General features: G+C 30.3%; 16 protein-coding genes and 1 other RNA gene. 6 read left to right on the top strand and 11 right to left on the bottom strand.

Annotated elements, in window-relative coordinates:
- Window positions 1-21 precede the first annotated feature (21 nt).
- From FBFL15_RS07175 to FBFL15_RS07155, 5 genes are all read right to left on the bottom strand, one after another.
- Window positions 22-1,452, bottom strand: a complete 1,431-nt coding sequence (locus tag FBFL15_RS07175; protein ID WP_014083953.1) for a glycogen synthase — start codon at window positions 1,450-1,452, stop codon at window positions 22-24.
- Between the two features lie 326 nt (window positions 1,453-1,778).
- Window positions 1,779-3,269, bottom strand: a complete 1,491-nt coding sequence (locus tag FBFL15_RS07170) for an aminotransferase class V-fold PLP-dependent enzyme (RefSeq protein ID WP_014083952.1) — start codon at window positions 3,267-3,269, stop codon at window positions 1,779-1,781.
- 381 nt (window positions 3,270-3,650) lie between these two features.
- Complete coding sequence (locus tag FBFL15_RS07165; RefSeq protein WP_014083951.1) at window positions 3,651-4,049, bottom strand: thiol-disulfide oxidoreductase DCC family protein; 399 nt, start codon at window positions 4,047-4,049, stop codon at window positions 3,651-3,653.
- Between the two features lie 17 nt (window positions 4,050-4,066).
- The gene (locus FBFL15_RS07160) at window positions 4,067-6,217 is read right to left on the bottom strand and encodes an endonuclease MutS2 (protein ID WP_014083950.1); all 2,151 of its coding nucleotides are present in this window, start codon (window positions 6,215-6,217) and stop codon (window positions 4,067-4,069) included.
- 104 nt (window positions 6,218-6,321) lie between these two features.
- Window positions 6,322-7,371: a glutaminyl-peptide cyclotransferase gene (locus tag FBFL15_RS07155; protein ID WP_014083949.1), complete on the bottom strand. Its 1,050-nt coding sequence runs from the start codon at window positions 7,369-7,371 to the stop codon at window positions 6,322-6,324.
- 87 nt (window positions 7,372-7,458) lie between these two features.
- On the opposite strand from FBFL15_RS07155, the gene ffs reads away from it, so the two are divergent.
- The 3 genes from ffs to FBFL15_RS07140 all read left to right on the top strand — a co-directional run bounded on the left by ffs (window position 7,459) and on the right by FBFL15_RS07140 (window position 10,951).
- Window positions 7,459-7,556: signal recognition particle sRNA small type (ffs, locus tag FBFL15_RS16000), an RNA gene on the top strand.
- A gap of 760 nt (window positions 7,557-8,316) precedes the next feature.
- Entirely contained in the window at window positions 8,317-8,997 is a 681-nt protein-coding gene (locus tag FBFL15_RS07145; RefSeq protein ID WP_014083948.1) for a hypothetical protein, read from the top strand.
- A 55-nt stretch (window positions 8,998-9,052) separates the two neighbouring features.
- Entirely contained in the window at window positions 9,053-10,951 is a 1,899-nt protein-coding gene (locus tag FBFL15_RS07140; RefSeq protein ID WP_014083947.1) for a T9SS type B sorting domain-containing protein, read from the top strand.
- A 4-nt stretch (window positions 10,952-10,955) separates the two neighbouring features.
- Here FBFL15_RS07140 and FBFL15_RS07135 read toward each other — a convergent pair whose 3' ends face one another.
- Entirely contained in the window at window positions 10,956-12,479 is a 1,524-nt protein-coding gene (locus FBFL15_RS07135) for a hypothetical protein (RefSeq protein ID WP_014083946.1), read from the bottom strand.
- 206 nt (window positions 12,480-12,685) lie between these two features.
- Here FBFL15_RS07135 and uvrA point away from each other — a divergent pair, with 206 nt between their 5' ends.
- Both uvrA and FBFL15_RS07125 read left to right on the top strand, forming a co-directional pair.
- The gene (uvrA, locus tag FBFL15_RS07130) at window positions 12,686-15,517 is read left to right on the top strand and encodes an excinuclease ABC subunit UvrA (RefSeq protein WP_014083945.1); all 2,832 of its coding nucleotides are present in this window, start codon (window positions 12,686-12,688) and stop codon (window positions 15,515-15,517) included.
- Window positions 15,518-15,865: 348 nt separating this feature from the next.
- On the top strand, window positions 15,866-16,594 hold the full coding sequence (locus FBFL15_RS07125; protein ID WP_014083944.1) for an LOG family protein: 729 nt from the start codon (window positions 15,866-15,868) through the stop codon (window positions 16,592-16,594).
- Between the two features lie 63 nt (window positions 16,595-16,657).
- On the opposite strand, the gene FBFL15_RS07120 is transcribed toward FBFL15_RS07125, so the two are convergent.
- Window positions 16,658-17,908 (bottom strand): dihydroorotase, encoded by a 1,251-nt coding sequence (locus FBFL15_RS07120; RefSeq protein ID WP_014083943.1) that lies wholly within the window; start codon window positions 17,906-17,908, stop codon window positions 16,658-16,660.
- Window positions 17,905-19,830 carry a vWA domain-containing protein gene (locus tag FBFL15_RS07115; RefSeq protein ID WP_014083942.1) on the bottom strand — a complete coding sequence of 642 codons (1,926 nt, stop codon included), beginning with the start codon at window positions 19,828-19,830 and terminating at the stop codon, window positions 17,905-17,907. The genes FBFL15_RS07120 and FBFL15_RS07115 overlap by 4 nt, the downstream gene beginning before the upstream one ends.
- A gap of 115 nt (window positions 19,831-19,945) precedes the next feature.
- On the opposite strand from FBFL15_RS07115, the gene FBFL15_RS07110 reads away from it, so the two are divergent.
- Window positions 19,946-21,052: a lactonase family protein gene (locus FBFL15_RS07110; protein ID WP_014083941.1), complete on the top strand. Its 1,107-nt coding sequence runs from the start codon at window positions 19,946-19,948 to the stop codon at window positions 21,050-21,052.
- Window positions 21,053-21,235: 183 nt separating this feature from the next.
- Here the strand turns inward: FBFL15_RS07110 and FBFL15_RS07105 are convergent, their stop codons facing one another.
- The 3 genes from FBFL15_RS07105 to FBFL15_RS07095 are packed head-to-tail and all read right to left on the bottom strand — an operon-like array spanning window position 21,236 to window position 23,291.
- Window positions 21,236-21,484: a hypothetical protein gene (locus FBFL15_RS07105; RefSeq protein WP_014083940.1), complete on the bottom strand. Its 249-nt coding sequence runs from the start codon at window positions 21,482-21,484 to the stop codon at window positions 21,236-21,238.
- Entirely contained in the window at window positions 21,462-22,085 is a 624-nt protein-coding gene (locus FBFL15_RS07100; RefSeq protein WP_014083939.1) for a hypothetical protein, read from the bottom strand. Before FBFL15_RS07100 ends, FBFL15_RS07105 begins: the two co-directional genes overlap by 23 nt.
- Before the next feature lie 9 nt (window positions 22,086-22,094).
- Window positions 22,095-23,291: a TlpA family protein disulfide reductase gene (locus FBFL15_RS07095; protein WP_014083938.1), complete on the bottom strand. Its 1,197-nt coding sequence runs from the start codon at window positions 23,289-23,291 to the stop codon at window positions 22,095-22,097.
- Window positions 23,292-23,428: the final 137 nt, after the last annotated feature.

Here is a 23,428-nt window from a genome sequence, read left to right as displayed (position 1 = left end):
AATAAAATTAAATTGAAACTTTTAACTTGATTTTAATTGGCCGATTACTTCTCTATATAAATCCAAATATTCTTGACAAACTCTTTCCCACGAATGGTTTGTTTGCATTGCTCTTTGTACAATTTTATAATAATTTTCTTTATCATTAAATAATGTTAAGGCCCTTCCTATAGAGTAAACAATATCTTCTACACTTGCCTGATTATGGCAAATACCATTTCCATTGTCGCCAAAATCTATCACAGTATCACTTAAACCACCTGTTCTTCTTACTATTGGAATACAGCCATACCTTAAAGCATACATTTGATTTAGTCCACAAGGTTCTACCCTCGAAGGCATCATTAAAAAATCAGAACCCGCATACATCAAATGTGCTAATTGTTCGTTGTATCCTATAAATGTATTATAATTACCCGTAAAATTATGTAATAAATGATTCAAATCATTTTCTATTTTTATATTTCCAGAACCTAAAATTAGTATATTTATGTCTTTATGATACATAGAAAGTGCAGTTGCAGCAGCTAATGGCAATAAATCGCCCCCTTTTTCATCAAAAAGTCTTCCTATAAAAGAGAATAATGGTTTAGATGGGTCTAAATTAAACTGTGCACACAACTTTTCTTTATTAAGTTGTTTTCCTTTACCTACAGTTTTCAAACTATACTGCGTTTCTATTGATTCATCCGTTTCAGGATTCCAAACCACTACATCAATTCCATTTAAAATCCCTTTGGACTTGTATCGCACTTGGTTGAATAAGGATTCCAATCCATTTGCAAAATGATTTATTTCATTCAAATAATTAGGAGAAACTGTGGTTACCGCATGGGCACATTTTACAGCTACTGCCAACGAATTGATACAATGATCCCACTCTAAAATATTGACAAATGCCAAATCGAAATCAGGCAAATAAAATAATTTTTCAAAACCAAACTGGCCTTGATACAATCCATTATGAATGGTTATTACTGTTGCAACGTGTTTGATTTTTTCATATTTATAACAAAACGATAACATAAATGGAATCAAACCCGTATGATGGTCATGACAGTTAATAAAGTCTGGTATTTCATGTCGGCCATTAATCCAATCTAAAGTAGCCACTTGAAAAGCTACAAAACGTTCAATATCGTCTTCATAGCCATATACTTGTGGTCTATCCAACAAATCTGGAATGTCAATTAAGTACAATTCATAACCTAATTTGTTTGAAATTTCTTTAAAAACATTGAATTTAAAATTAAAATGTCCTAATTTTACATCACCCCAATGCACACATTCTAAAGCATTTTCATGCTTAAATTTGGTATCATAATAGGGCATTACAACCCGCACTTGATGGCCCGCAAGCGACTGATATTTGGGCAATGCCCCAACAACATCGGCCAATCCACCTACTTTTGCTACAGGATAACACTCTGCACTTATATGAAATATTTCCATCAATAATTTTTAGTTTTAGTTTTATAGTTTTTTTGAATTTTGAAATATAGTCATTTATTTTTAATAAATTACAAACGCACCAAAATTTATTTGTTTTTTATAAATGACCTATTTTCAAATCCTTTTTTTGTAAATAAGTTTGATGTACATTCAAAATATTAACATTTATACAAATTTATAAAACAATTTATAGTATTTTATGGGTTATAAAAACGGAATTATTGATGATGATTTTCATCTAATTGAGCCACAATTCAAAATTGGTCAAAAAAAAAGTCTTTACTACAATTGTAATAAAGACCCTTTTTTTAAATATTTTAAAACCATTATTCAAACCATGTAGCAACCATTGTGGCAACATCTGACTGATAGGTGCGATGATAAAACTCATTTGAATTTTGAATATAATGATAATCCTTACTCCAAGTTTCAAAATTTGCAGCTAATGCTTCAATACTATCACATACATAAGCTATTTCTTCATTTGTAGTAGTTGGATGTATAGACATACGTATCCAACCTGGTTTTTCGATCAAATCGCCCGAAGCAATTTTACAGACCAACTCGTTTGATTTTTCTTGATTGACATTCAATAAATAATGACCATAAGTTCCTGCACAACTGCAGCCGCCACGGGTTTGAATTCCAAATTTGTCATTCAATAATTTTACACCCAAATTAAAATGCAAATGGTTGATATAAAAGGATATAACCCCTAATCTATCGGTGGTGTCTCCCGCCAAAATATGGAGGTTTGGAATAGCTTTCAATCTTGAAAAAACATACGAAACCAATTCTTTTTCTCTTGCTAAAATATGTTGAACCCCCATCTTTTCTTTCAATTGAATTGCCAATGCGGTTTTTATCACTTGCAAAAATCCAGGTGTCCCTCCATCTTCTCGTTCTTCTATATTATCTATATATTGGTGTTTACCCCACGGGTTTGTCCAAGTAACTGTGCCACCTCCTGGGCAATCGGGCACTAAATTCTGATATAATTTCTTATTAAAAATTAATACACCAGAAGTACCAGGGCCACCTAAAAATTTGTGGGGCGAAAAAAAGATAGCATCCAAATAACGAGACTCATCTTCGTGCATGTTGATGGCAACATAGGGGCCAGAACAAGCAAAATCTACAAAACACAATCCTTTATTGTCGTGCATCAATTGTGCCACATCCATATAAGGTGTTTTAATACCCGTTACGTTGGAACAAGAGGTAATAGAAGCTATTTTGATGGTTTTATGTTTGTATTTTTCTAATAATGCTTTCAAATGATCTATACAAAACAACCCTTTTTCACATGGCGGAATAACTACTACTTCAGCAATTGTTTCTAGCCACGACGTTTGATTCGAATGATGTTCCATGTGAGATATGAAAACAACGGGTCTGATGTCGTTTGGAATAGTAGTAAAAGATTTAAGATTTTCTGAAATTCTCAAACCTAAAATACGTTGAAATTTATTGACAACCCCCGTCATTCCTGTACCATCAGTTATCAAAACATCATGTTCGTTAGCCTGAACGTGTTGTTTGATAAGGTGCCTGGCCTTATGATAGGCCATAGTCATGGCAGTTCCAGATACAGTAGTTTCTGTATGTGTATTGGCTACAAAAGGTCCAAACTGATGTATCATTTTTTGTTCAATTGGTTCATACAAGCGGCCACTTGCTGTCCAATCTGTATAAATAATGCGTTGAACACCAAAAGGCGATTCAAAAGTTTGATGAATTCCTATGATTTGATTTCTAAATTCTTGAAAATAAGCTTCTAAATGATTGCTTTGTTCATTTGATGTTTTTATTGTCATTTTATTGCGATATATTTAACAAAGATATATATATTTAATTTATTTTCAAAATTTAATAGTATTATATTAAATCCAATGCTCAAATCAACTTTACGATAACAGCTACATTTTAAATAAAATAGTCCATATTTAGTCTTTTTGGGGTGTTACCCAAGGTCGTGTTAACTGTTTCAAACAACTTTCATTGGACTCCAAAAGAAATATCATATTGTGAAATAATCTTTTTTGTAACAGAAAAAACCTCAAAAAAGGATTTCAACTACTATCCCTAACTCAAAATAATTCAAATTCAATTAATATTTTGTGCTTATTTGTAAACTATATTCTACATAAAAAATAAAAAAGACAATAAATAATATTTTTTACATACAATAACATTTTTTATAAAAATTTATTTTTCAAACTTGGATTAGGCATCAAACAGCTTTCCTTTTTGCCAAACCATTTATAACGATTTTTAGCAACAAAATCATATATTACATTTCGAACTATTTTTGGAATAATTTTAAAAACAACCATTATTTTCCAAAGGCCATCAAAATGAAGGGCTATTTCGATAGCCGCATCAGATTTTATATAATATTCATTTTCAGCAACATACAATACAATACTATCCACTTTGTTTCTGTCCAAATGTATAGTATTTAAAATGTTTATTCCTTTTTCAGAATCCAATGCCACAAACCGAAAAACATCATTTTTATCGTGTTCAATTACAAACAAAACCGAAGCCTCACACAAATTACAAACTCCATCAAATAAAACTATTTTTTTATTCATTATTTTTGGGGTTTTGATTACACCACTTCCAACTCCTCCAAACTTACTTTGGAGGTAAACATGCCATAATTGACGATGGCTTTGTTTTTTTCTATTTTGTCTATTGTGCCTAATGCACGTCCTTCTATCATTCGTACCCTATCGCCCACTTTCAAGGCTACTTTGGGTTTTTCGATTACAGGTTTGAGTTTCTTCTCCTTTTTTTCTATTCGAATTACTTCAACAATTACTTCAACTTCTTTTATAATTTCTTTCTTTTTTTCAATTTTTTCTTTAACTTCCTTTGGGCTAATTTTAATTCTTTTGGAATTTTCTATTTCTATTATTTTTAAAAATTCATTTACAAGATTTTTTTTGTTTTTATTATTAAAATATTTCAATGCCAAATCATCAATTTTTTGTCCAATGTATATCATTTTTTGATTACTATCATATAATTCCTGATAACTTTCAAGTTTTTGTTGTATTTTAGTATTTATACGTTCCATTTTTTGGCTCTCTTCACGTGCCTTTGTTTCTTCTTCTTTTAAGGTTTGAGACGTTTTTTCCATCTTCGACCGTTCTTTTTGCAAATTGGCTATTGTTTTGTCAAATCGAACTTTGCCACCTTCTATTTTCTTTTTGGCTCGATTAATCAATCCAAATGGAATACCATTTTTTAGGGCAACTTCAAAGGTAAACGAACTTCCGGCTTGACCAATTACCAATTTGTATTGGGGTTCCAGTGTTTTTTCATCAAAAAGCATATTGGCATTTGAGGCAAAAGGCAACTCGTTGGCCAACATTTTCAAATTGGAATAATGGGTCGTAATAATGCCAAAAGCACCTCTGTGATAAAACTCTTCTAAAAAAACTTCTGCCAAGGCACCACCCAATTCAGGATCGGAACCTGTTCCAAATTCATCTATCAAAAACAAGGTTTTTTGATTGCATTTTTTCAAAAAATAGTTCATGTTTTTCAACCGATAACTGTATGTACTTAAATGATTTTCAATGGATTGATTGTCGCCGATATCGGTTAGGATACGGTCGAACAAACATGTTTCACTTCGCTCATGAACAGGAATCAACATACCCGATTGCAACATCAATTGGAGTAAACCAACGGTTTTCATCGAAATGGTTTTTCCGCCAGCATTGGGTCCAGATATTACAATAATTCGATTATCGTTTGAAAATGATATGGTTTGAGGGTAAGTAATTTCTCCTTTATTTTTATTTGATAAATATAAAATAGGATGAAAAGCTTCCTTAAAATATAATTTTCTTTCCTCAACAATATGGGGCAAAATGGCCTTTATTTTATTGGCATATTTGGCTTTTGCAGCCACCACATCTACATCACTCAAAAAATCTTGATATGCAATAATTACTGGTAAATAATTACTTATTTCATAAGTTAATTTTTTTAATATCCTAATAATTTCTTCTTTTTCTTCATATTCTAAATTGCTTAAAGTTCTAGAATATACTAATGTGGCTTCTGGTTCTATATATGCAATACTACCCGTTTTGGAAGTTCCTAAAATGCTGCCTTTTACTTTTCGTCTGTACATGGCTAAAACGGCCAAAACCCTCCTGTTTTGAACAAAACTTTCTTTGATGTCGTCCAAATAACCTAAAGATTGGTATTGAGAAAGTGCCGATCCAAAACTTTGATTAACTTTTCCTCTTACAACATTCATATTTTTACGAATTTCTTTCAAATTTAATGAAGCATCGTCCTTAATTTCGCCATATTTATCAATCACAACTTCAATCAATTGGATGATTTCTTTTGTATAGGTTACTTCCGATGCCCGTTGGTGCAAATTTGGGTAATACGTTTCAAATTTTTTAAAAAATAAAATAAGAGCATTAGCATTTTCAGAAATTGTAATTATTTTTTTAAAGCTGCTTGCCTCTAAATAACTATCTTCTATAGACAAGTATTTAATTTCATGAGCAATACCTTCAAAACCATGATTAGGAATAGCATTATTATTGTCAAAGCTCGAAACATATTCAGATGTTTGCAATAAAGCCCCCATCAATGCCTCTTTATCTTTGTAAGGTTTTATTTTAAGGGCTTTTTCTTTGCCTAAATCCGTATTGCAAATATCAGAAATAGTTTCCAAAACAGTTGGAAATTGCAAATCTTGAAGCGTTTTTTCTGTAATAGAAATCATCATTTTATTTTTCTGTATTTTAGTAAGTATTCAAGACTTGTGTCTTAATTTAGACTTTAGACTTAATACTCAAGATTTAATACTTAAGACTTAGGACTCAAGACTTACTGTAATGTAATTTCAAACGTTTTGTCCCAATTTTTACCCGTAACAAAAATGGTATTTGTCGATTTTCTAAAAGCTATGCCATTCAAAACCGCTTCTTCTGATTTGCTTTTTATTTTTTGATGCAAAGCAGATAAATCAAGTATGCCTTCTACGGCCCCAGAATTTGGATCGATCACCACAATAGCATCTTTGTGCCAAATATTGGCCAACAATTTACCATTCATCCATTCCAATTCATTCAAACTTTCAATTTTTGTACTTCCTGAATAAACATTTATATGAGAAACCATTTTTTGAGTGGCTGCATCCATTGTCCAAATACGTGCAGTGCCATCAGACTGATACAAATGTGTGCCATCGTTTGTTAGACCCCAACCTTCAATATTTTGATCAAATTGAAACGTTTTTTCGAGTTTCCATGTTTTTAAATCATATATGAAACCCAATTTATCTTGCCATGTCAGTTGATATACTTTGTCTTTTAAAATAGTGATACCTTCTCCAAAATATTGGTTGTCTAATTTGATATAATCTACAATTTTGCCCGTTTGATATTGGGTTTTTAACAATCTCGATGTGCCTTTTTGACCTGTCCCTTCATATAAATCATTGCCATAAAACTCAAACCCTTCTGTAAAAGAAGTGGTATCATGCGGAAAAGTATTCACAATTTTATAATTTAATAATTGGGGTTCAATAGAAGATACAATTTCAATTTTGGATACAATTTCTTGATTTTTGCCTTCAAAATATACGAGCGCTTTAACATCTTGAAGTCCCAATATTTGATTTTTCAATTCAAATTTAAAAGCTCCAGCTCCTTTTTGTGCACCAATATTTTTTTCATTTAAATAAAAAATAATGCTGTCGATGGCTTTATTTTCTGGATTTTCAATGCCAATTTGCATCGACTCGCTTCGAGTATATTGACTTTTAAAGCTTTTTTTATCAAAGCTAAACATATTTTCTTTAGTACTATTACAAGAATAAAGCCCCAAAAGAAACACAGTTAACATACTATAATACAGTAATTTATAATTTTTCATAACCAAAAAGTTTTTTAATTAACTAAAAAAATAGATAATAATTAATATTTACGCTTGCAAATATACAAAAAGATTGTATATTTGCAGCGGCAAGTCCTACACGACCAGCTCCTGCAGAATCCCCCAGGATGGGAACGTAGCAAGGGTAAGCGGTTGAGCGGTGCGATGTAGGTCGCTTGCCATTTTTGATAATCTTCCATTTGGGAGATTTTTTTTTGCTTAAAAATTTATAAAAATAAGAATTATTTTATTTTCTATATCCTTCTTTTATTTACTTCCATTATTTTATATTTTTATTTTATAAATCAATTATTTAATATGTATAATAAATATTAAATTATATCTTAATTTTTTATCTTTTTTATAAAATATAAAAATATAAATAAAATACATGAAAATACACTTTTTTATAAAATAAATCTTAAAATACTAAAAATCTTTTTATTTAAACTTTTTACCCATATTTTTAGAGATTTATAATTCTAAATTTTATAAAAAACTAATTGTGCTTACCAATCAATTTATGAAATGATTAAATTAAAATTAATATTTTAACTTAATTATTCGTTGATTTAATTGGTTTTGAATAAAAAAAATGTTTTTATTATTATAATAATAATATTTAAAAAAATAAAAAATATCATAAAATATAAATTTTTTAAATTTATTATTAATATTATTTTACAAATATTGATATTTAATTTAAAAAATAAGATTGTATTTTTAACCTTAATAAAAAAAAAAAAATCAAATTTGATTATAGGTTTTAAATTAAAGAAATTAACAATAACTTTGGTATAGTTATAAAATTTGCGAATATAAAAATAGACTATTTTTATTAACAGACAAATGGTTCAGTTGTTCGGATGAATGACAAATACTTTGCGAATTAATCATTAACAAATAAAATTTCAAAAACAATATTTAAAACAAAACTTGTAAGTAATGCAAAAACAACAATCCAAACTGAAAAAAAAATTCCCCCCTATTTTTTCACTTTCAAAAGTTATTATTTTAATTTGCTTTTTTAATTCGCTATTTGCAATTGCACAAAGTCGATATGAAACCAATGAGTCTTATAAAATTTTTGTAGGGATCAATATTGTTGATGATTCATTTACAAAAACCAATAAAGCTTTTAACATTGAAGAAGAATGGAATATGGCAACATATCCTTCGTATTTTGGTTTCAACATGCATGTTATTGACGATTTTAGTGCCGAAAGTGTTGTTACTTTCAATCAATACAAATCGGGTAAACTCGTTAATGGAAAATACATCAATAATGCTATGGAATATTTTGCCATGGATGTCATGGCCAAATATGAATTTAGAACGTTTTATGAACCTTTATTTGAAATTCACAATTTTTCCCCATTTTTAGTAACAGGTTTAGGTATGAGTACCATCAATAATAAAATATATACCAATTTGAATTATGGATTTGGATTTTATTTTTGGTTTAGAGATGATTATACGGATTGCAATTGTGGAAGTAGTTTTGGACTTACAAAATTCGTTAAAAACCTTGGTATTGTAGCTCAAACAATTGGTAAATCAAATTTGAATGGTAGTTCCGAGGGCAATCACATTCAACATACAATTGGATTAGCTTATCGTTTTTAATAAAATTTTAGAGTTGTTCATGAGGTTTTTTGTTTTTTTTATTTATTTTTACAAAATGAAATTAAAAACACTGACCCTATTTTTTATACTATTTTGCCATTTTCACGTAGTTCAGGCCCAACTTGGATTTTGTACAGGCACTAAAGGAGATCCCATATTTACTGAAAATTTTGGTTCAGGATTGGATTTTGGCCCAGCTTTAAACCCTGGTATAACCTCCTATACTTTTATAAATGGCACACCAAATGATGGGCAATATACATTACATTATCGAACAAATTTATACAGTTCATGGCACAATTCGTTAGATCATACTCCTGATACAGATGTGAATGGATATAATGGAAAATCGCTGATAGTAAATGCCAGTATTGCCCCCAATTATTTTTTCAAAAAAGTAGTAACCAATTTATGTGTCAATACTACTTTCGAGTTTTCGGCTTGGTTGATGAATGTATATAATGCTGCATCTGTTGGGGCTTGTAGTGGTACTGGAATTCCAATAAATGTAACATTTGAAATTTGGGACGAAACAGAAACCACATTGTTACAATCGGGCAATACCAATGCTATTCAAGGCACTAATGCCCCCATTTGGACGCAATATGGATTGGTATTTACTACTGCAAGTAACCAAACGTCTGTTGTATTGAAAATGAGAAATAATGGTGCAGGAGGTTGTGGCAACGACTTGGCTATAGACGACATTATGTTTCGTTCGTGTGGCGATTTGGCACAAATAAAAACAGCTGGAGTCAATAGTAATTTTATGAATATTTGTCAGAATCAATTACCAAATGACATTCAATTACAAGTAGAAATAAACAATCCTAATAACCATGTTTATCAATGGCAAAAAAGTAATGATGCCATCAATTGGACTGCCATTTCTGGTGCCAATTCCACAACATATTGGGTTACCAATTTTAGTACTACAACTTATTATCGAGTTAAAATTGCCCAAGATATTTCTAATTTGAATAATGATTTTTGTTCGACAGTAACTCCAGAATTCGGAATTCATATCATATCAATTCCAAATGCTCCAACGAGTTTAGGAAATAAAACGTATTGTATTAATGAAATTAATAAAAGTATAGCTGTAAGTGTAAATACTAATGAAACTACAAATTGGTATGGTAGCCCCACGGGCAACGATTTGGTACTTGCCAATTCAAATGTATTGACACCTTCTAGTTCTGGAACTTATTATGCCGAAGCAAAAAATATAAATTCATTGTGTATTTCAAACACCCGAACACCTGTTACAATTCAATTGGTAGATGTACCTCAATTAGGGGCCAATCAAAATGTCCTTATTTGTCCAAATGAGTCTCTTTTACTTACTGTAAATGAAGAAAATGCTACTTATTTATGGTCAAATGCTGCTACAACACCATCTATTTTCGTGAATCAAGCAGGGGCTTATACTGTTACAGTTACCATTGCCAATAATTGTTCCAGCACCAAAACGTTTTTTGTAACACAATCTGTGGTTCCAAAAATTGCACAAGTGATTACAGAATTTAGCACAGTAACCATCATTTGCGAAAACCAAGGCCCATTTGAATATTCGTTAGATGGCATTCATTTTCAAAATTCAAATACATTTTACAATGTAAGTGGTGGATTAAAAAAAGCTTATGTTCGCACAACAAATTCTTGTAATATTCCAGATGTCAAAGCGTTTGTTTTGGTACAAATTCCTAATTTTTTTAGTCCAAACAACGATGGAATAAACGATTTTTTTGAAATTGAAAATGCTCAGGATTTTAGAAACTTCCATTTTTATATTTTTGACAGATACGGCAAATTGATACAAAAACTATCAACCAGTAACTCCCGTTGGGATGGTAAATATTTAGGCCTAGATTTGCCAGCAGCCGATTATTGGTACAGCGCAAATTTTGAAGACACCATCCAAATATCAGGTCATTTTTCAATTTTAAGATAAAAATTTAATGATACTGATAAGCACCAAGATTGGGATTGACATTACGACTATAATTTAATATATCATTAAAATTAGCATAATTCACATTAACAGGGATAGTAAGTGCTTGCGAAAGCCACAATTTGTTTTTAGAAACATTAACAAAATTAGGATTCAAATTCTTTTTATTGCCATTTTGTTCGTTTCTGATGCTTTCATATAGTACGTTTGTGGCTATTTGAGTATTGGCATCATTAAATTTGAATAACGAATGATTAAAATTAAAATTAAATAATTTGCTGTCGTTTTTACTTAAAAACAATGCAACATTATTGCTACCATATACTATACAATTTACAAAATTGCAAGCCACCAAATCATACGGAACTTGTTGATTATTAGCATTTAAAATATAATTATCAATATACAAAGCTACTTGTTGCGAATTTGACCAATTGTTGTTTAAAGTACAATGAACAAAATTATAACTGCCACCAGTTGTACAGGCTAAAGTAGCTTGTCCTGCATTATTTATTACAACATTTTTAGCATCAATTTGTGCTTTTCGGCCTAAAATACCATAATTAGTACAATCATAAATTTGAGAATTTTGTATATTCAAATTACAATCAACTGCAAAAAGACCTATGGTTGCATTTTTTAAAGTAAGATGATTGATCGAATTATTTAAACTACCTTGTCTTAAATATACAAAACCCCATTGTCCCGCAACATCGCTAAAATTGGGTTCCAAACGATCGCCTTCAAAAACAACTTCATTTTCCAAACTAGGGCCCGTAGAAACTGTTCCTGCAATGTTTAGTGTAGCATTATTTTGAACAATTAAACCCGATTCCGCATGAAAATGTACCCTTGCCCCCGCTGGAATATGCAATGTTTCACCATCTGGAACACTTGCAAAACCATAAATTACATAAGGTTTATCTGTTTTAAATTGAAATTCATTTCCGTTTTTCAAATGATCATGTTGCAAGTTTCTGCCCCAAATATTTACGGTATTATTAGCAGCATCAATCCCAAATGGAACAGATTCATAAGTGCCATTTTCTTTATTTGGAAAAATAAAATAAGCATCCTGAATTAAGGTTACCAAATCTACTTTTTGCAAATTCGTTCCAGAATCGAATTGAATTTCATCTGTATATAAAAAATCAGTCGGATTTGCATCGGTTATATTAGCTGTAGTTTCTATAAAAATATACAAACTATCTTTTGCTAAAAGTTCTACATTACTAAAAACTTTACCAGTACTTCCTACATCTCCAGTCATACCATCTACAGTAATTCTGTATTTAGAAGCATTTCCTTTTGCTAATTTTATTACGGGTATTTTAATATCTTTTGCACTTCGATTATACACTTTTAAGGTGTAAGTACTCGAACCTATATCTGAAAAAACAGTATCTAAATAAATTGTTTTTTCTGAAAAAGCTAAAGTACCATTACTTGCAACAAACTCAAAATCGTTCCTACAAGATATCAAAGCTAATAAAATAATTAAAGGCAAAAAAGAAGCAATGTATTTCATATCAAAATTTTATTAAAAAGGAATGAAAAAAATTATTTTATAGCTTTTCAAACCATGTAATTTCATGTTGCAAGCAAAAATACAATTTTATTTATTTTAATTTAAAAAAAACTACAATTAATGCGTGATAAACATGTCAATATAACTCAAAATTACAATAAATATTATTTCAAAAATTATATCTTTGCTTTTTTACAGATAAAAATATGTTGGATTCAGAAAACACAATCGAAGTTTTAGGTGCAAGGGTACACAATTTGAAAAATATTGATATTTCGATACCAAGAGATCAATTGGTAGTAATAACAGGGCTTTCAGGTTCAGGAAAATCGTCATTGGCATTTGACACCATTTATGCAGAAGGACAACGCCGGTATATAGAAACTTTTTCGGCCTATGCCCGTCAATTTTTAGGGGGGTTAGAACGTCCAGATGTAGATAAAATAGATGGTCTTTCGCCAGTGATTGCTATTGAACAAAAAACAACAAGTAAAAGTCCTCGTTCGACAGTTGGTACAATTACAGAAATATATGACTTTTTGAGATTACTTTTTGCAAGAGCTGCCGATGCTTATAGCTACAATACAGGCGAAAAAATGGTTTCCTATTCCGATGAACAAATCCAAAATTTGATACTTAAAGAATTTGACCACAAACGAATCAATATTTTGGCTCCCGTTATTAGAGCCAGAAAAGGACATTATGCCGAACTTTTTCAACAAATTACCAAACAAGGATTTTTAAAAGTTAGGGTTGATGGAGCTATAAAAGACTTGGTAACTGGCATGAAGCTAGACCGATACAAAACCCATGATATTGAGATCGTTATAGACAGGATGCAAATAGACAACTCTGCAGAAATTACAAAAAGACTGTCTGAAAGTATCAAAACTGCTATGAAACACGGAGAAAATGTGATGATGGTATTAGACCAAGATAGCGGCAATATGCGATTTTTTTCGAGAAATTTAATGTGTCCTACATCTGGAATTTCCTATCAAAATCCAGAGCCCAATTTGTTTTCTTTCAATTCACCAAAAGGGGCTTGTCCTCATTGCAACGGACTTGGCACTACAAACGAAATTAATATCAAAAAAATAGTTCCCGATGCCAAATTGTCGATAAAAGCAGGAGGGTTTGCCCCTTTGGGCGACTATAAAAACAATTGGATTTATAAACAATTAGAAAATATTGGCGAAAAATACAATTTTAAAATAACCGATCCAATCGAAAAAATTTCTGACGAAGCCATGGAAGTGATTTTGAATGGTGGGCATGAAAAATTTGTAGTAGCCTCAAAAATATCTGGCGTTTCAAAAGAATATAAAATTGAATTTGAAGGCATTTCAAATTTTATTAAAAATCAATATGACGAAAGTGGTTCTGCGGTCATCAAACGATGGGCAAAAGAATTTATGGACGAAATAAATTGTAGTGTATGTAATGGTACAAGGCTACAAAAAGAGTCGTTGTATTTTAAAATTAATGAAAAAAATATTGCTGCATTATCAGATATGGATATTGCAGATTTAACCGAATGGTTTGCCACGTTAGACCAATATTTATCTGAAAAACAGCAACAAATTGCCAAAGAAGTAGTAAAAGAAATCAAAGACAGATTGGCATTTTTAATGAACGTAGGGCTCAATTATTTGGCATTGAGTAGAAGCTCCAAATCGCTATCAGGAGGCGAGGCCCAACGCATCAGATTGGCAACTCAAATTGGATCGCAGTTGGTTGGTGTATTGTATATTTTAGACGAACCCAGCATTGGACTGCATCAAAGAGACAACGAAAAATTGATTCGTTCACTCGAAAATTTAAGAGACATTGGCAATTCTGTTTTGGTTGTAGAACACGACAAAGACATGATAGAACGTGCTGATTATGTGATAGATATTGGTCCAAAAGCAGGTAAGTTTGGAGGCGAAATCATTAGCAAAGGTACTCCAAAAGCGTTGTTGAAACACAATACGCTAACGGCACAATATTTGAATGGACACATGAAAATTGAAGTACCCCAAAAACGTAGAGCCGGCAACGGACATTTTTTGAAATTAAGTGGTGCAACAGGCAATAATTTGAAAAATGTAACTATTGAATTGCCTTTAGGTCAGCTCATTTGCGTTACAGGAGTGTCAGGAAGTGGCAAATCGACTTTAATCAACGAAACCCTCTACCCTATTTTGAATGCCCACTTTTTTAATGGGGTTAAAATTCCAAAACCTTATAAAAAAATAGAAGGTTTAGAACATTTGGACAAAGTAATTGACATAGATCAAAGCCCAATTGGCCGAACTCCACGAAGTAATCCAGCCACATATACAGAAGTATTTTCTGAAATACGAAATTTATTTACACTTACCTCTGAAAGTATGATTAGAGGATATAAAGCTGGTCGATTTAGTTTTAATGTAAAAGGTGGACGCTGCGAAACCTGTGAAGGATCGGGAGTGCGAACTATCGAAATGAGCTTTTTACCCGATGTTTATGTATCGTGCGAAACGTGTATGGGCAAAAGATTTAATAGGGAAACACTTGAAATTAGATACAAAGGCAAATCTATTGCAGATGTTTTGAATATGACCGTAGATGAAGCAGTTCCTTTTTTTGAAAATGTTCCGAAAATTTATCGAAAAATAAAAACCATACAAGATGTAGGTCTAGGCTATATTACACTTGGACAACAAAGCACTACCCTTTCGGGTGGCGAAGCTCAACGCATTAAATTGGCTGGCGAATTGAGTAAAAAAGACACGGGAAATACCATTTATATATTAGACGAGCCCACCACTGGTTTGCATTTTGAAGACATCAGAATTTTGATGGAAGTCATTCAAAAATTAGTAGATAAAGGCAACACCATCATCATTATAGAGCACAATATGGACGTGATTAAACTGGCAGACTATATCATAGATATTGGGCCAGAAGGAGGTAAAGGTGGTGGCCAATTGGTAGCCAAAGGTACACCCGAAGAAATAATCAAAAACAAAAAAAGTATTACGGCCGCTTTTTTGAAAAAAGAATTAAGATAAAAAAGATTGTTTATATTTATGATGCCTGAAATTATTAAATTTACATACAAATAATCCTAAATTCAAATACGAGATAACAAAAAGAAAGTTGAAAAATAAGCACTAATAAAAAGTATTACCATAAAAGAATTAAAAAAAGTACATCTCTCGGTTCTTCGAAATCCTTGTTTTATTAGGAAAAATATCGAAATACTTGGAAATGGCACTTTGAGAATGATAAATGATTGGAGAAAAACACAATTATATGAAATTTTTTTTGGACTGATAAAGATGCAGGATATATACATTAATATTTAAAAAACATATTAATGTAAAATAAAACGATTAATTAATTTTAGAAAGAAAAATATGAGACTAGAAGATTTTGACAACGACGAAGACAAAGTAATTCAAGACAAATTAAAGCAAAAAACTTGGAACGAAATTAGAACCAATGACAGTTGGGCTATTTTCAAAATCATGTCTGAATTTGTAAATGGCTACGAAACCATGGGTAGAATTGGCCCATGTGTAACTATATTTGGGTCAGCAAGAACCCAACATGATACAAAATATTACACATTAGCCGAAAAAATAGCTTACAAAATAAGCAAAGCAGGCTATGGTATTATTACAGGTGGTGGCCCCGGAATTATGGAAGCAGGCAACAAAGGAGCACATCTTGGAGGAGGCACCTCGGTTGGTCTCAATATTGAATTGCCATTTGAACAACATTTTAACCCCTACATAGACCGAGATAAAAACTTAAACTTTGATTATTTTTTCGTAAGAAAAGTGATGTTTGTTAAATATTCTCAAGGGTTTGTAGTCATGCCCGGAGGATTTGGTACTTTAGACGAGCTTTTTGAAGCAATAACGCTAATTCAAACCAAAAAAATAGCGAAATTTCCTATTATTTTAGTAGGTTCAAGTTTTTGGGCGGGGTTAATTGATTGGATTAAAAATGTATTAATTGATACTGAAAAAACGGTTAGTCCAGAAGACCTAAATCTAATCAAAATTGTAGATAACGAAGACGAAGTGGTACAAGCATTAGACAGTTTTTACAAAAAATATACACTAAGTCCTAATTTTTAATAAAAAATTAAAAAAATTACCAATTAGATGTTGATGAAAAGTAACATCTAATTGGAATTTATTTTATAATACCAATATGGAATTATGGTATATTCCATACACGGTTCCTTTCATTTTTTGATTCAAAAAAATAGCGTTTTTCGATTTTGAAAGTATGTCTTTTTCTTCAAAAATCCATTCTTTTTCAGGATTAAACAAAGTAATGTTGGCTTTTGACCCTATGCTAATTGACTGTTTTTCAATACCAAACACACTTTTTGATGCTGTAAATCGATCAACCACCACTTCCAAAGGCAGTACCTGAAGCAATGCACCAAATGCCGTTTCTAACCCAATCGAACCATATTTAGCCATATCAAATTCCATTTTTTTATATTCAATATCTATTGGATTGTGGTCTGATGTTATCATGTCTATAGTACCATCTAAAACCCCATCTATCAATGCTTTACGATCATGATCTGTTCGCAGTGGGGGCAAAACTTTGTAAATAGTATCAAATTCTTGTAACTTGTTGTCTGTCAATACCAAATGATGTACACTTACACTACAAGTAACTTGCAACCCTTTAGCCTTAGCTTCTTTTATTAAACTAACAGATTTTTTAGTAGAAATAGTTGGAATATGTAATTTTCCGCCTGTATATTCTAATAAAAATAAGTTTCGAGCTACTTGAATCTCTTCTGCTATATTGGGAATTCCTTTCAATCCCAATTGAGTAGCTTCAATACCTTCATTAACTACTCCATGTCCTTTTAACCAAGAATCTTCGGAAAAGGCAATTACCAAGCCATCAAAATCTTGTGTGTATTGTAAAGCTATTTTTAATAAATTAGGATTTTCTATGTTTTTATTATAATCGCCAAAGGCTATTGCTCCAGCATTTTTCATATCAAATAATTCGGCCAAATCCTTACCTTCACTTTTTTTGGTTAATGCTCCAATTGGGTAAATAGCTACAGCTTGGTTTTGTGCTTTTGATTTTACAAAATACACCTCCGATTGAGTATCGATAACAGGCTGTGTGTTGGGCTGTAATGCCAATGCCGTAAAACCAGATTTTGCTGCAACATGCAAACCGTTTGCTATGGTTTCTCGATCCTCAAAACCAGGCTCACCAAAACAAACACTACTATCAAACCAACCTTGAGAAATATGTAAATTTTCGAGCGAAATTTCCTCATATTTATCATGATTATCAAGCTTAAAACCTATATTTTTAATATACCCCTTTTCTATCAAAACATCAACATCTTGCTGATGAAATGGGCTTTCAATATCTATTACTTTGGCGGAACGGAGAATTAAATTCATTTTATAAATTTTTGAATAATTATTTCTAATATCAAACAAATTAAAGCCAATACAACAAAGATTTTCCAAACAAAATTGTCTGTTCTATCACTTTGAAGTGTACTAAAAAATGCTTCTAAATGGTTAATTTTTTTAAAATCAGCATAAGCAGCTGCATTGTGTATAGATAAATCACTTTCCGTTCGTTGGTGGTTAAAACTTATGTTTTTTAGTAAGTTTTCTTGATTATAAACACCAAAATTACCTGCATTTTGAGGTAATTCATTAAAGAAAAGTTTTACTTTGTGCTGCCCAATTTGCTGTTCAGGTATAAAAGACTCTTGTTGGTTTTTTATACTTAACACCCTATCTTTATCAACCGTTTCCTCGACATAAAAAGGCAAATCATAGCCCATATTAAAAGTTTCAAATCCAGTTTTTTGATTGTGAATTCCCATTTTATAAAACACAGGAACTATGAGCGGTGCGTTTTGAAAATTTGATATTTTTTTATTTAAAGGCGATGCAAAAATGAATATTTGTGCCAATGGATTTTGTAACTGAACCAGAAAAGGGCTTTGATCATCAAAATTCAAAATCCAACTTCCTGGGTTTTGAATTTGTAATGATTTTTTTGAAAAAGGGTATTGGAAATTAGTCATTTGTTTTTCAAATACATTTTGAAATATGGGATGCGAAAAATTGATTTTTTGAATTAATTTTTCTTGTTCGTTCCAATCTAAAAAAAGACATGTGCCCAATTGTTTCAAAAAAGCATTAAAAGATGTATTGTTCTGATTTTCTGAAGGAATAATTATCATGCTTCCACCATTATTAACAAATGTAAATAACGTATTTTGAATCGATTGTGATAATTCGTCTAGTTCATTTAAAATGATAACATCTTGATTTTCAAGTTCATTAAATTGAATTTGATGTACCTCTTGTTGTTTGAATTCAAATGAATCTGAAGTATATATTTTTTTCAAAAAACCGTTATTGGCAGCATTGCCAATAGAAAGTACACGGCTCAATTTTGGGGTGGACAAACTAAAATAATATGTATTATCGTACAATAATCCGTTATCTTGAATTTGAGCAAAGCCATGAAAATCTTTTTTAGGAATTGTAAATTTTTGTAAATGATCTATGCCTTTATGTTGAATAATGGTTTTACCAACCATTTTGTTTTGGTCCATTATAGTCAATGGAATGTCTTGATAATCAGATCCAAAATACTTGGTTTTTACAGTAATTTCATAAAAATTATCAAGCTTTTGGCTTATATAAACACTATCAATAGAGACGTTGTTTTGATGTTCGGCCGTTGGGTTGACAAAATAATAATTTTCATTTTCTTGATTTTGTTGAAACGGGGCAACGGTTCCAATTGCATCCGAAATAACCACTATATCTTTTTTATGAGATACTTGGTGCGTACGTATTTGCGACAAAGCAATAGATAAATCAAACTTTTTTGTTGAATAAGTGGTGTTTTGTAACTCTTTTTGTAAAGATTTGATATCGGTATCCCAAAAAACAGCATCGTTTGTAAATATTGAAAACTTAATGTTGTCTGGTGTGTGTTCCAACAATTCTTGAATTGTACGTTTTAATAAAGCTCCTTGCTTGCCTTTTGCTTGCATACTATAAGAATTATCTAATACAATATACAAATTGTTTTGAGCATTTTTAAAATCTTTAGATAAAAAATAAGGTTGAGCAAAAGCTACAATCAAACACGTCAATAACAACAGCCGACAAGCTAATAAAAGCCATTTTTTGATAGTAGCACTTTTTCTAGTTTGTAAATTAAGTGCTTTTAAAAACTTTACATTTGTAAAATATTCTGTTTTAAATTTTCTTAACTGAAACAAATGAACCAATATTGGAACTAAAAGTAATAAAAAACTATAAAAAATTTCAGGATGTTTGAATTGCATACTTATTTTTATTTGGTCAAAAATACTACTTTTATTTTTGTTCTCTAAAAAAAAATTAAGTTAATCGATTATTAAGTTAAAAAAATTATATTTGTAACAACTAAACTCGATAATAATGAAAAATTACTTATTCATTTCGTGCCTATTTTTTGTATTTGCTAAAAATGTTGCTCAATCAAAAAAGTTAAATTTGTGGGTTGGCACTTACACACAAAATTGTCAAAGTGATGGCATATACTTATATGAATTTGATGAACAAAATGGCAAATCCAAACTCGTTACCCATAGCCAAACAGTAGTCAATCCTAGTTATTTGAGTTTGTCAAAAAATAAGAAAACACTTTATGCAGTAAATGAAAACGGCCCACAAAGTACGGTAAGTGCTTTTGATGTAAAAGCAAATCAAATTATTTTTCAAAACAGTCAAGCTTCAAAAGGAGCCGATCCATGCCACATTATCAACGACGAAAAAAATGTTATTGTAGCCAATTATTCTGGAGGAAATATTACTGTTTTTAAAAAAAATACTGATGGAAGTTTATCCGAAGCCCAACAAGTAGTGCAACACCAAGGCAAAGGATTTAATGACAAAAGGCAACAAAGTCCACACGTACACCAGGTTGTTTTTAGTTCTGATAATCAATATATTCTATCAAACGATTTAGGATTAGATAAAATATATTTGTACCAATACAATCCCAATCAAACCAAAGATATTTTAACAAAAAAAGACAGTGTTTTATTAAAAAAAGGCGCTGGCCCAAGACATTTGACATTTGATAATAAGGGAAAATATGTATATGTACTTCAGGAATTAAATGGCGTTTTGAGTGTGTTTGAATATCAAAAAGGACAATTAAAATGGATACAGGACACAAGTGTTGTTTTGGCCACATTTGAAGGCGAAACCAGTGCAGCCGATGTGCATATTACAAAAGATAATCGATATTTGTATGCTACCAACAGAGGTGCTGCCAATACCATTTCGTGTTTTGAAATTCGCAATGATGGCAAGCTTACATTTTTAAGAAATCAAAGTACAAATGGCAAAGGCCCACGTAATTTTGTACTTTCTCCTAATGACAAATACTTACTTATAGCCCATCAATATACGAATACTATTGAAGTTTTTGAACGCAATAGGCACACAGGAACCTTAAAAAACACCTCAAAATCCATTGCACTTTGTTCGCCAGTTTGTTTAATATTTGATACCAAATAATTTAGATTTTTAAAATAAAGCTTTAGGAACATAACTATAATTTTAGATCAATTCATAAAAAAATCTTTTCATTTTTCTTGTATCATTTTCAATATACTAATTTTATTTACTAACTAATATTCGTTGATTACAATTCATTGCTCGGCTTGTAGCTGCAACGAAACTCTGGCGTTGTGTGCAGTGCTAATTTTCAATTCTTGATTTAAGCTCTTTTTTTATTTCATTTATTGTGTTAAAATTTAAGATTACAATTGGCATTAAAGTAATTGGAATTATTAATAAAGCTGTAAAACCTTTCGTAAATGTTATATACAATGAAAGCATAAATAAAACTAACAACATTCCTAAAAGAATACCCGTAATTGTTTTTATAGATTTTTCAGATTTTTTTAAATCGGCTGTATTTCTTTCACTTAATTTCTGATTTTTCATTTAATTGTTTATTAGTTATTAATGTTATAGTTTTTATAGCTCCAACAGGAGAAATTTGAACATTATTATTTCCTTTTTCTACATAAAAATAATTTGCACTGTTAGAACCAATCAAATATACTTGTTTTGTTTCGTTACTATTAAATGTAATTTCATTATCATACTTTAACTCGTTTTTTGAGATTTTTTTTGAAACCTTTATTCCATTTCCAATTCCAATTCCAAGAAAAAATGACAACAAACCAATTGCAAACATTAAAATAAAAATTTTCCCAAAGTATGATTTTACTTCATTTTCTGTCAAATCGATTAAAGATTTTTTGGAACCGACTATTTTTCTTACCCATTCTTTTTGATAGTTTTTTGATAGAATAAAAACCATCAAATACAACGAAAAAAGATATGTGATAAAACCAAAAAGTATAATTGGGTGAGAAGTTAAGTCAGCAATTGGACTGATTAATATATCCATAATATTTGAATATTTTAAAATGTTTATTCCGAATTGGTAATAGTAAACACTCTCTTTAATTATTCCAAGTACAACAAGAAAAATATAACCAAAAGGAAGTAATTTCTGTAAATTTTCGTTCAATTTCATATTGGCATTTTATTTATAATTATAAAAATCAATTTCTTTTGAAAATTTCTCCAAAATTAAACCATATTCCTCTAAATCATTACTCAATTCTTTCAAATTTCCCTTTCTTATGATAAAGTCTAAGTTATCATTTAGTCCTGTTTCGTTGAAAATTATTATTTTTTGATAGTTACCAATTTCTTTAATTAGCGTTTCAATTTTTGAATTTGAAAAGACAAAATGTGTGTCATTATCACTAATATGATTTGCATCATCATCTTCCTTGATAGAAATGCTTAATTTATTTACATTTTTGACTTTCAAATTATAAACTTCTACTTTTTTTGTTTCAATGCTTTCTGCTAAGTCTAGTGCATTTAGCAAATTAGTTTTTAAAATTTTTATATGAACATCTGTGTCAACTTTATTTGAATTTTTATACAAGAGGTTGTATTTTTTTTCAATTAAATCATCTTTAATAATTATTTGAAATTCCGGTTTTTTTATAATTTTTGCAAGTATAGATTTTAAGTTGTTATTTAAGTCTATGTATTTTCCTTTCTCAAAAGCTTCAATTGCCATACCATAATCATTTTTATTTGCATTAATTAGACTAAAAATATAATGAGTATTTTTGTCTTTTAGAAAACCTAACACAACGTCTGTGTTGTTTTCCGATTCCTTTTTTTCAGCTTCTATCTCTTCTTTTTTTTCAGTTTTTAATTCTATCTTTTCTGTTAGAATATTTTTTCCACTCAATAAGTTTTCAATCATTGAAGTGTTTAATTCATTTGGTTCTCCAATCCATTTAATAATTCCTTTATTGTCAATTAAAACTGTATGTGGAATGCCCTCTACATTAAAACTTGCCTCTGTTTTTTTTGTTTGGTCTGAAACAACTATAGTTTTAAATTCTACTTTTTCAAGCGTTCGTTTTATTTTATCTGGTTTTTCGTAAGTTAAAGAAAAAAAATATAAATCTTTTCTGTTTTTAAATTTATTTTGTAGTTCATTTAAGTGCGGAACTGCACCTAAACAAGGAGCACACCAAGTTGCCCAAAATTCAAGTATAATATATTTATTTTCAATGTTTTTATCATTAGGAATATTTAAAATATAATCTGTAATGTTTACTTTTGGAGCTTTATCTCCAATTTTTAACATATTCTGAGAATAAAGATGCCCATATAAGAAAATTAGTATAATTAAAAAGTTAATTTTTTTCATAAATTTAGATTTAATTTAAAGGTTTTCAACGCACAATGCTGTCGAAAAACTTCAGTCTGTGAAAAATCTGTTGTTAAATATTTTTCAAAAATAATAAAAAAAATTGAAATAAAATAGCATTTATTTACAAATTTTCA

The organism is Flavobacterium branchiophilum FL-15 (assembly GCF_000253275.1).
GTDB lineage: Bacteria > Bacteroidota > Bacteroidia > Flavobacteriales > Flavobacteriaceae > Flavobacterium > Flavobacterium branchiophilum.
Note: the sequence above shows the minus strand (reverse complement) of the source record. Positions and strands in the feature narration are given on the sequence as shown.

Excerpts from the sequence above, each read along its gene's own strand:
- FBFL15_RS07175 (WP_014083953.1), bottom strand. The coding sequence starts at position 1,452 with ATGGAAATATTTCATATAAGTGCAGAGTGTTATCCTGTAGCAAAAGTA.
- uvrA (WP_014083945.1), top strand. The coding sequence starts at position 12,686 with ATGTTGGATTCAGAAAACACAATCGAAGTTTTAGGTGCAAGGGTACAC.
- FBFL15_RS07135 (WP_014083946.1), bottom strand. The coding sequence starts at position 12,479 with ATGAAATACATTGCTTCTTTTTTGCCTTTAATTATTTTATTAGCTTTG.
- FBFL15_RS07100 (WP_014083939.1), bottom strand. The coding sequence starts at position 22,085 with ATGAAATTGAACGAAAATTTACAGAAATTACTTCCTTTTGGTTATATT.
- FBFL15_RS07110 (WP_014083941.1), top strand. The coding sequence starts at position 19,946 with ATGAAAAATTACTTATTCATTTCGTGCCTATTTTTTGTATTTGCTAAA.
- FBFL15_RS07125 (WP_014083944.1), top strand. The coding sequence starts at position 15,866 with ATGAGACTAGAAGATTTTGACAACGACGAAGACAAAGTAATTCAAGAC.
- FBFL15_RS07095 (WP_014083938.1), bottom strand. The coding sequence starts at position 23,291 with ATGAAAAAAATTAACTTTTTAATTATACTAATTTTCTTATATGGGCAT.
- FBFL15_RS07160 (WP_014083950.1), bottom strand. The coding sequence starts at position 6,217 with ATGATTTCTATTACAGAAAAAACGCTTCAAGATTTGCAATTTCCAACT.
- FBFL15_RS07170 (WP_014083952.1), bottom strand. The coding sequence starts at position 3,269 with ATGACAATAAAAACATCAAATGAACAAAGCAATCATTTAGAAGCTTAT.
- FBFL15_RS07105 (WP_014083940.1), bottom strand. The coding sequence starts at position 21,484 with ATGAAAAATCAGAAATTAAGTGAAAGAAATACAGCCGATTTAAAAAAA.
- FBFL15_RS07115 (WP_014083942.1), bottom strand. The coding sequence starts at position 19,830 with ATGCAATTCAAACATCCTGAAATTTTTTATAGTTTTTTATTACTTTTA.
- FBFL15_RS07155 (WP_014083949.1), bottom strand. The coding sequence starts at position 7,371 with ATGAAAAATTATAAATTACTGTATTATAGTATGTTAACTGTGTTTCTT.
- FBFL15_RS07140 (WP_014083947.1), top strand. The coding sequence starts at position 9,053 with ATGAAATTAAAAACACTGACCCTATTTTTTATACTATTTTGCCATTTT.
- FBFL15_RS07145 (WP_014083948.1), top strand. The coding sequence starts at position 8,317 with ATGCAAAAACAACAATCCAAACTGAAAAAAAAATTCCCCCCTATTTTT.
- FBFL15_RS07120 (WP_014083943.1), bottom strand. The coding sequence starts at position 17,908 with ATGAATTTAATTCTCCGTTCCGCCAAAGTAATAGATATTGAAAGCCCA.
- FBFL15_RS07165 (WP_014083951.1), bottom strand. The coding sequence starts at position 4,049 with ATGAATAAAAAAATAGTTTTATTTGATGGAGTTTGTAATTTGTGTGAG.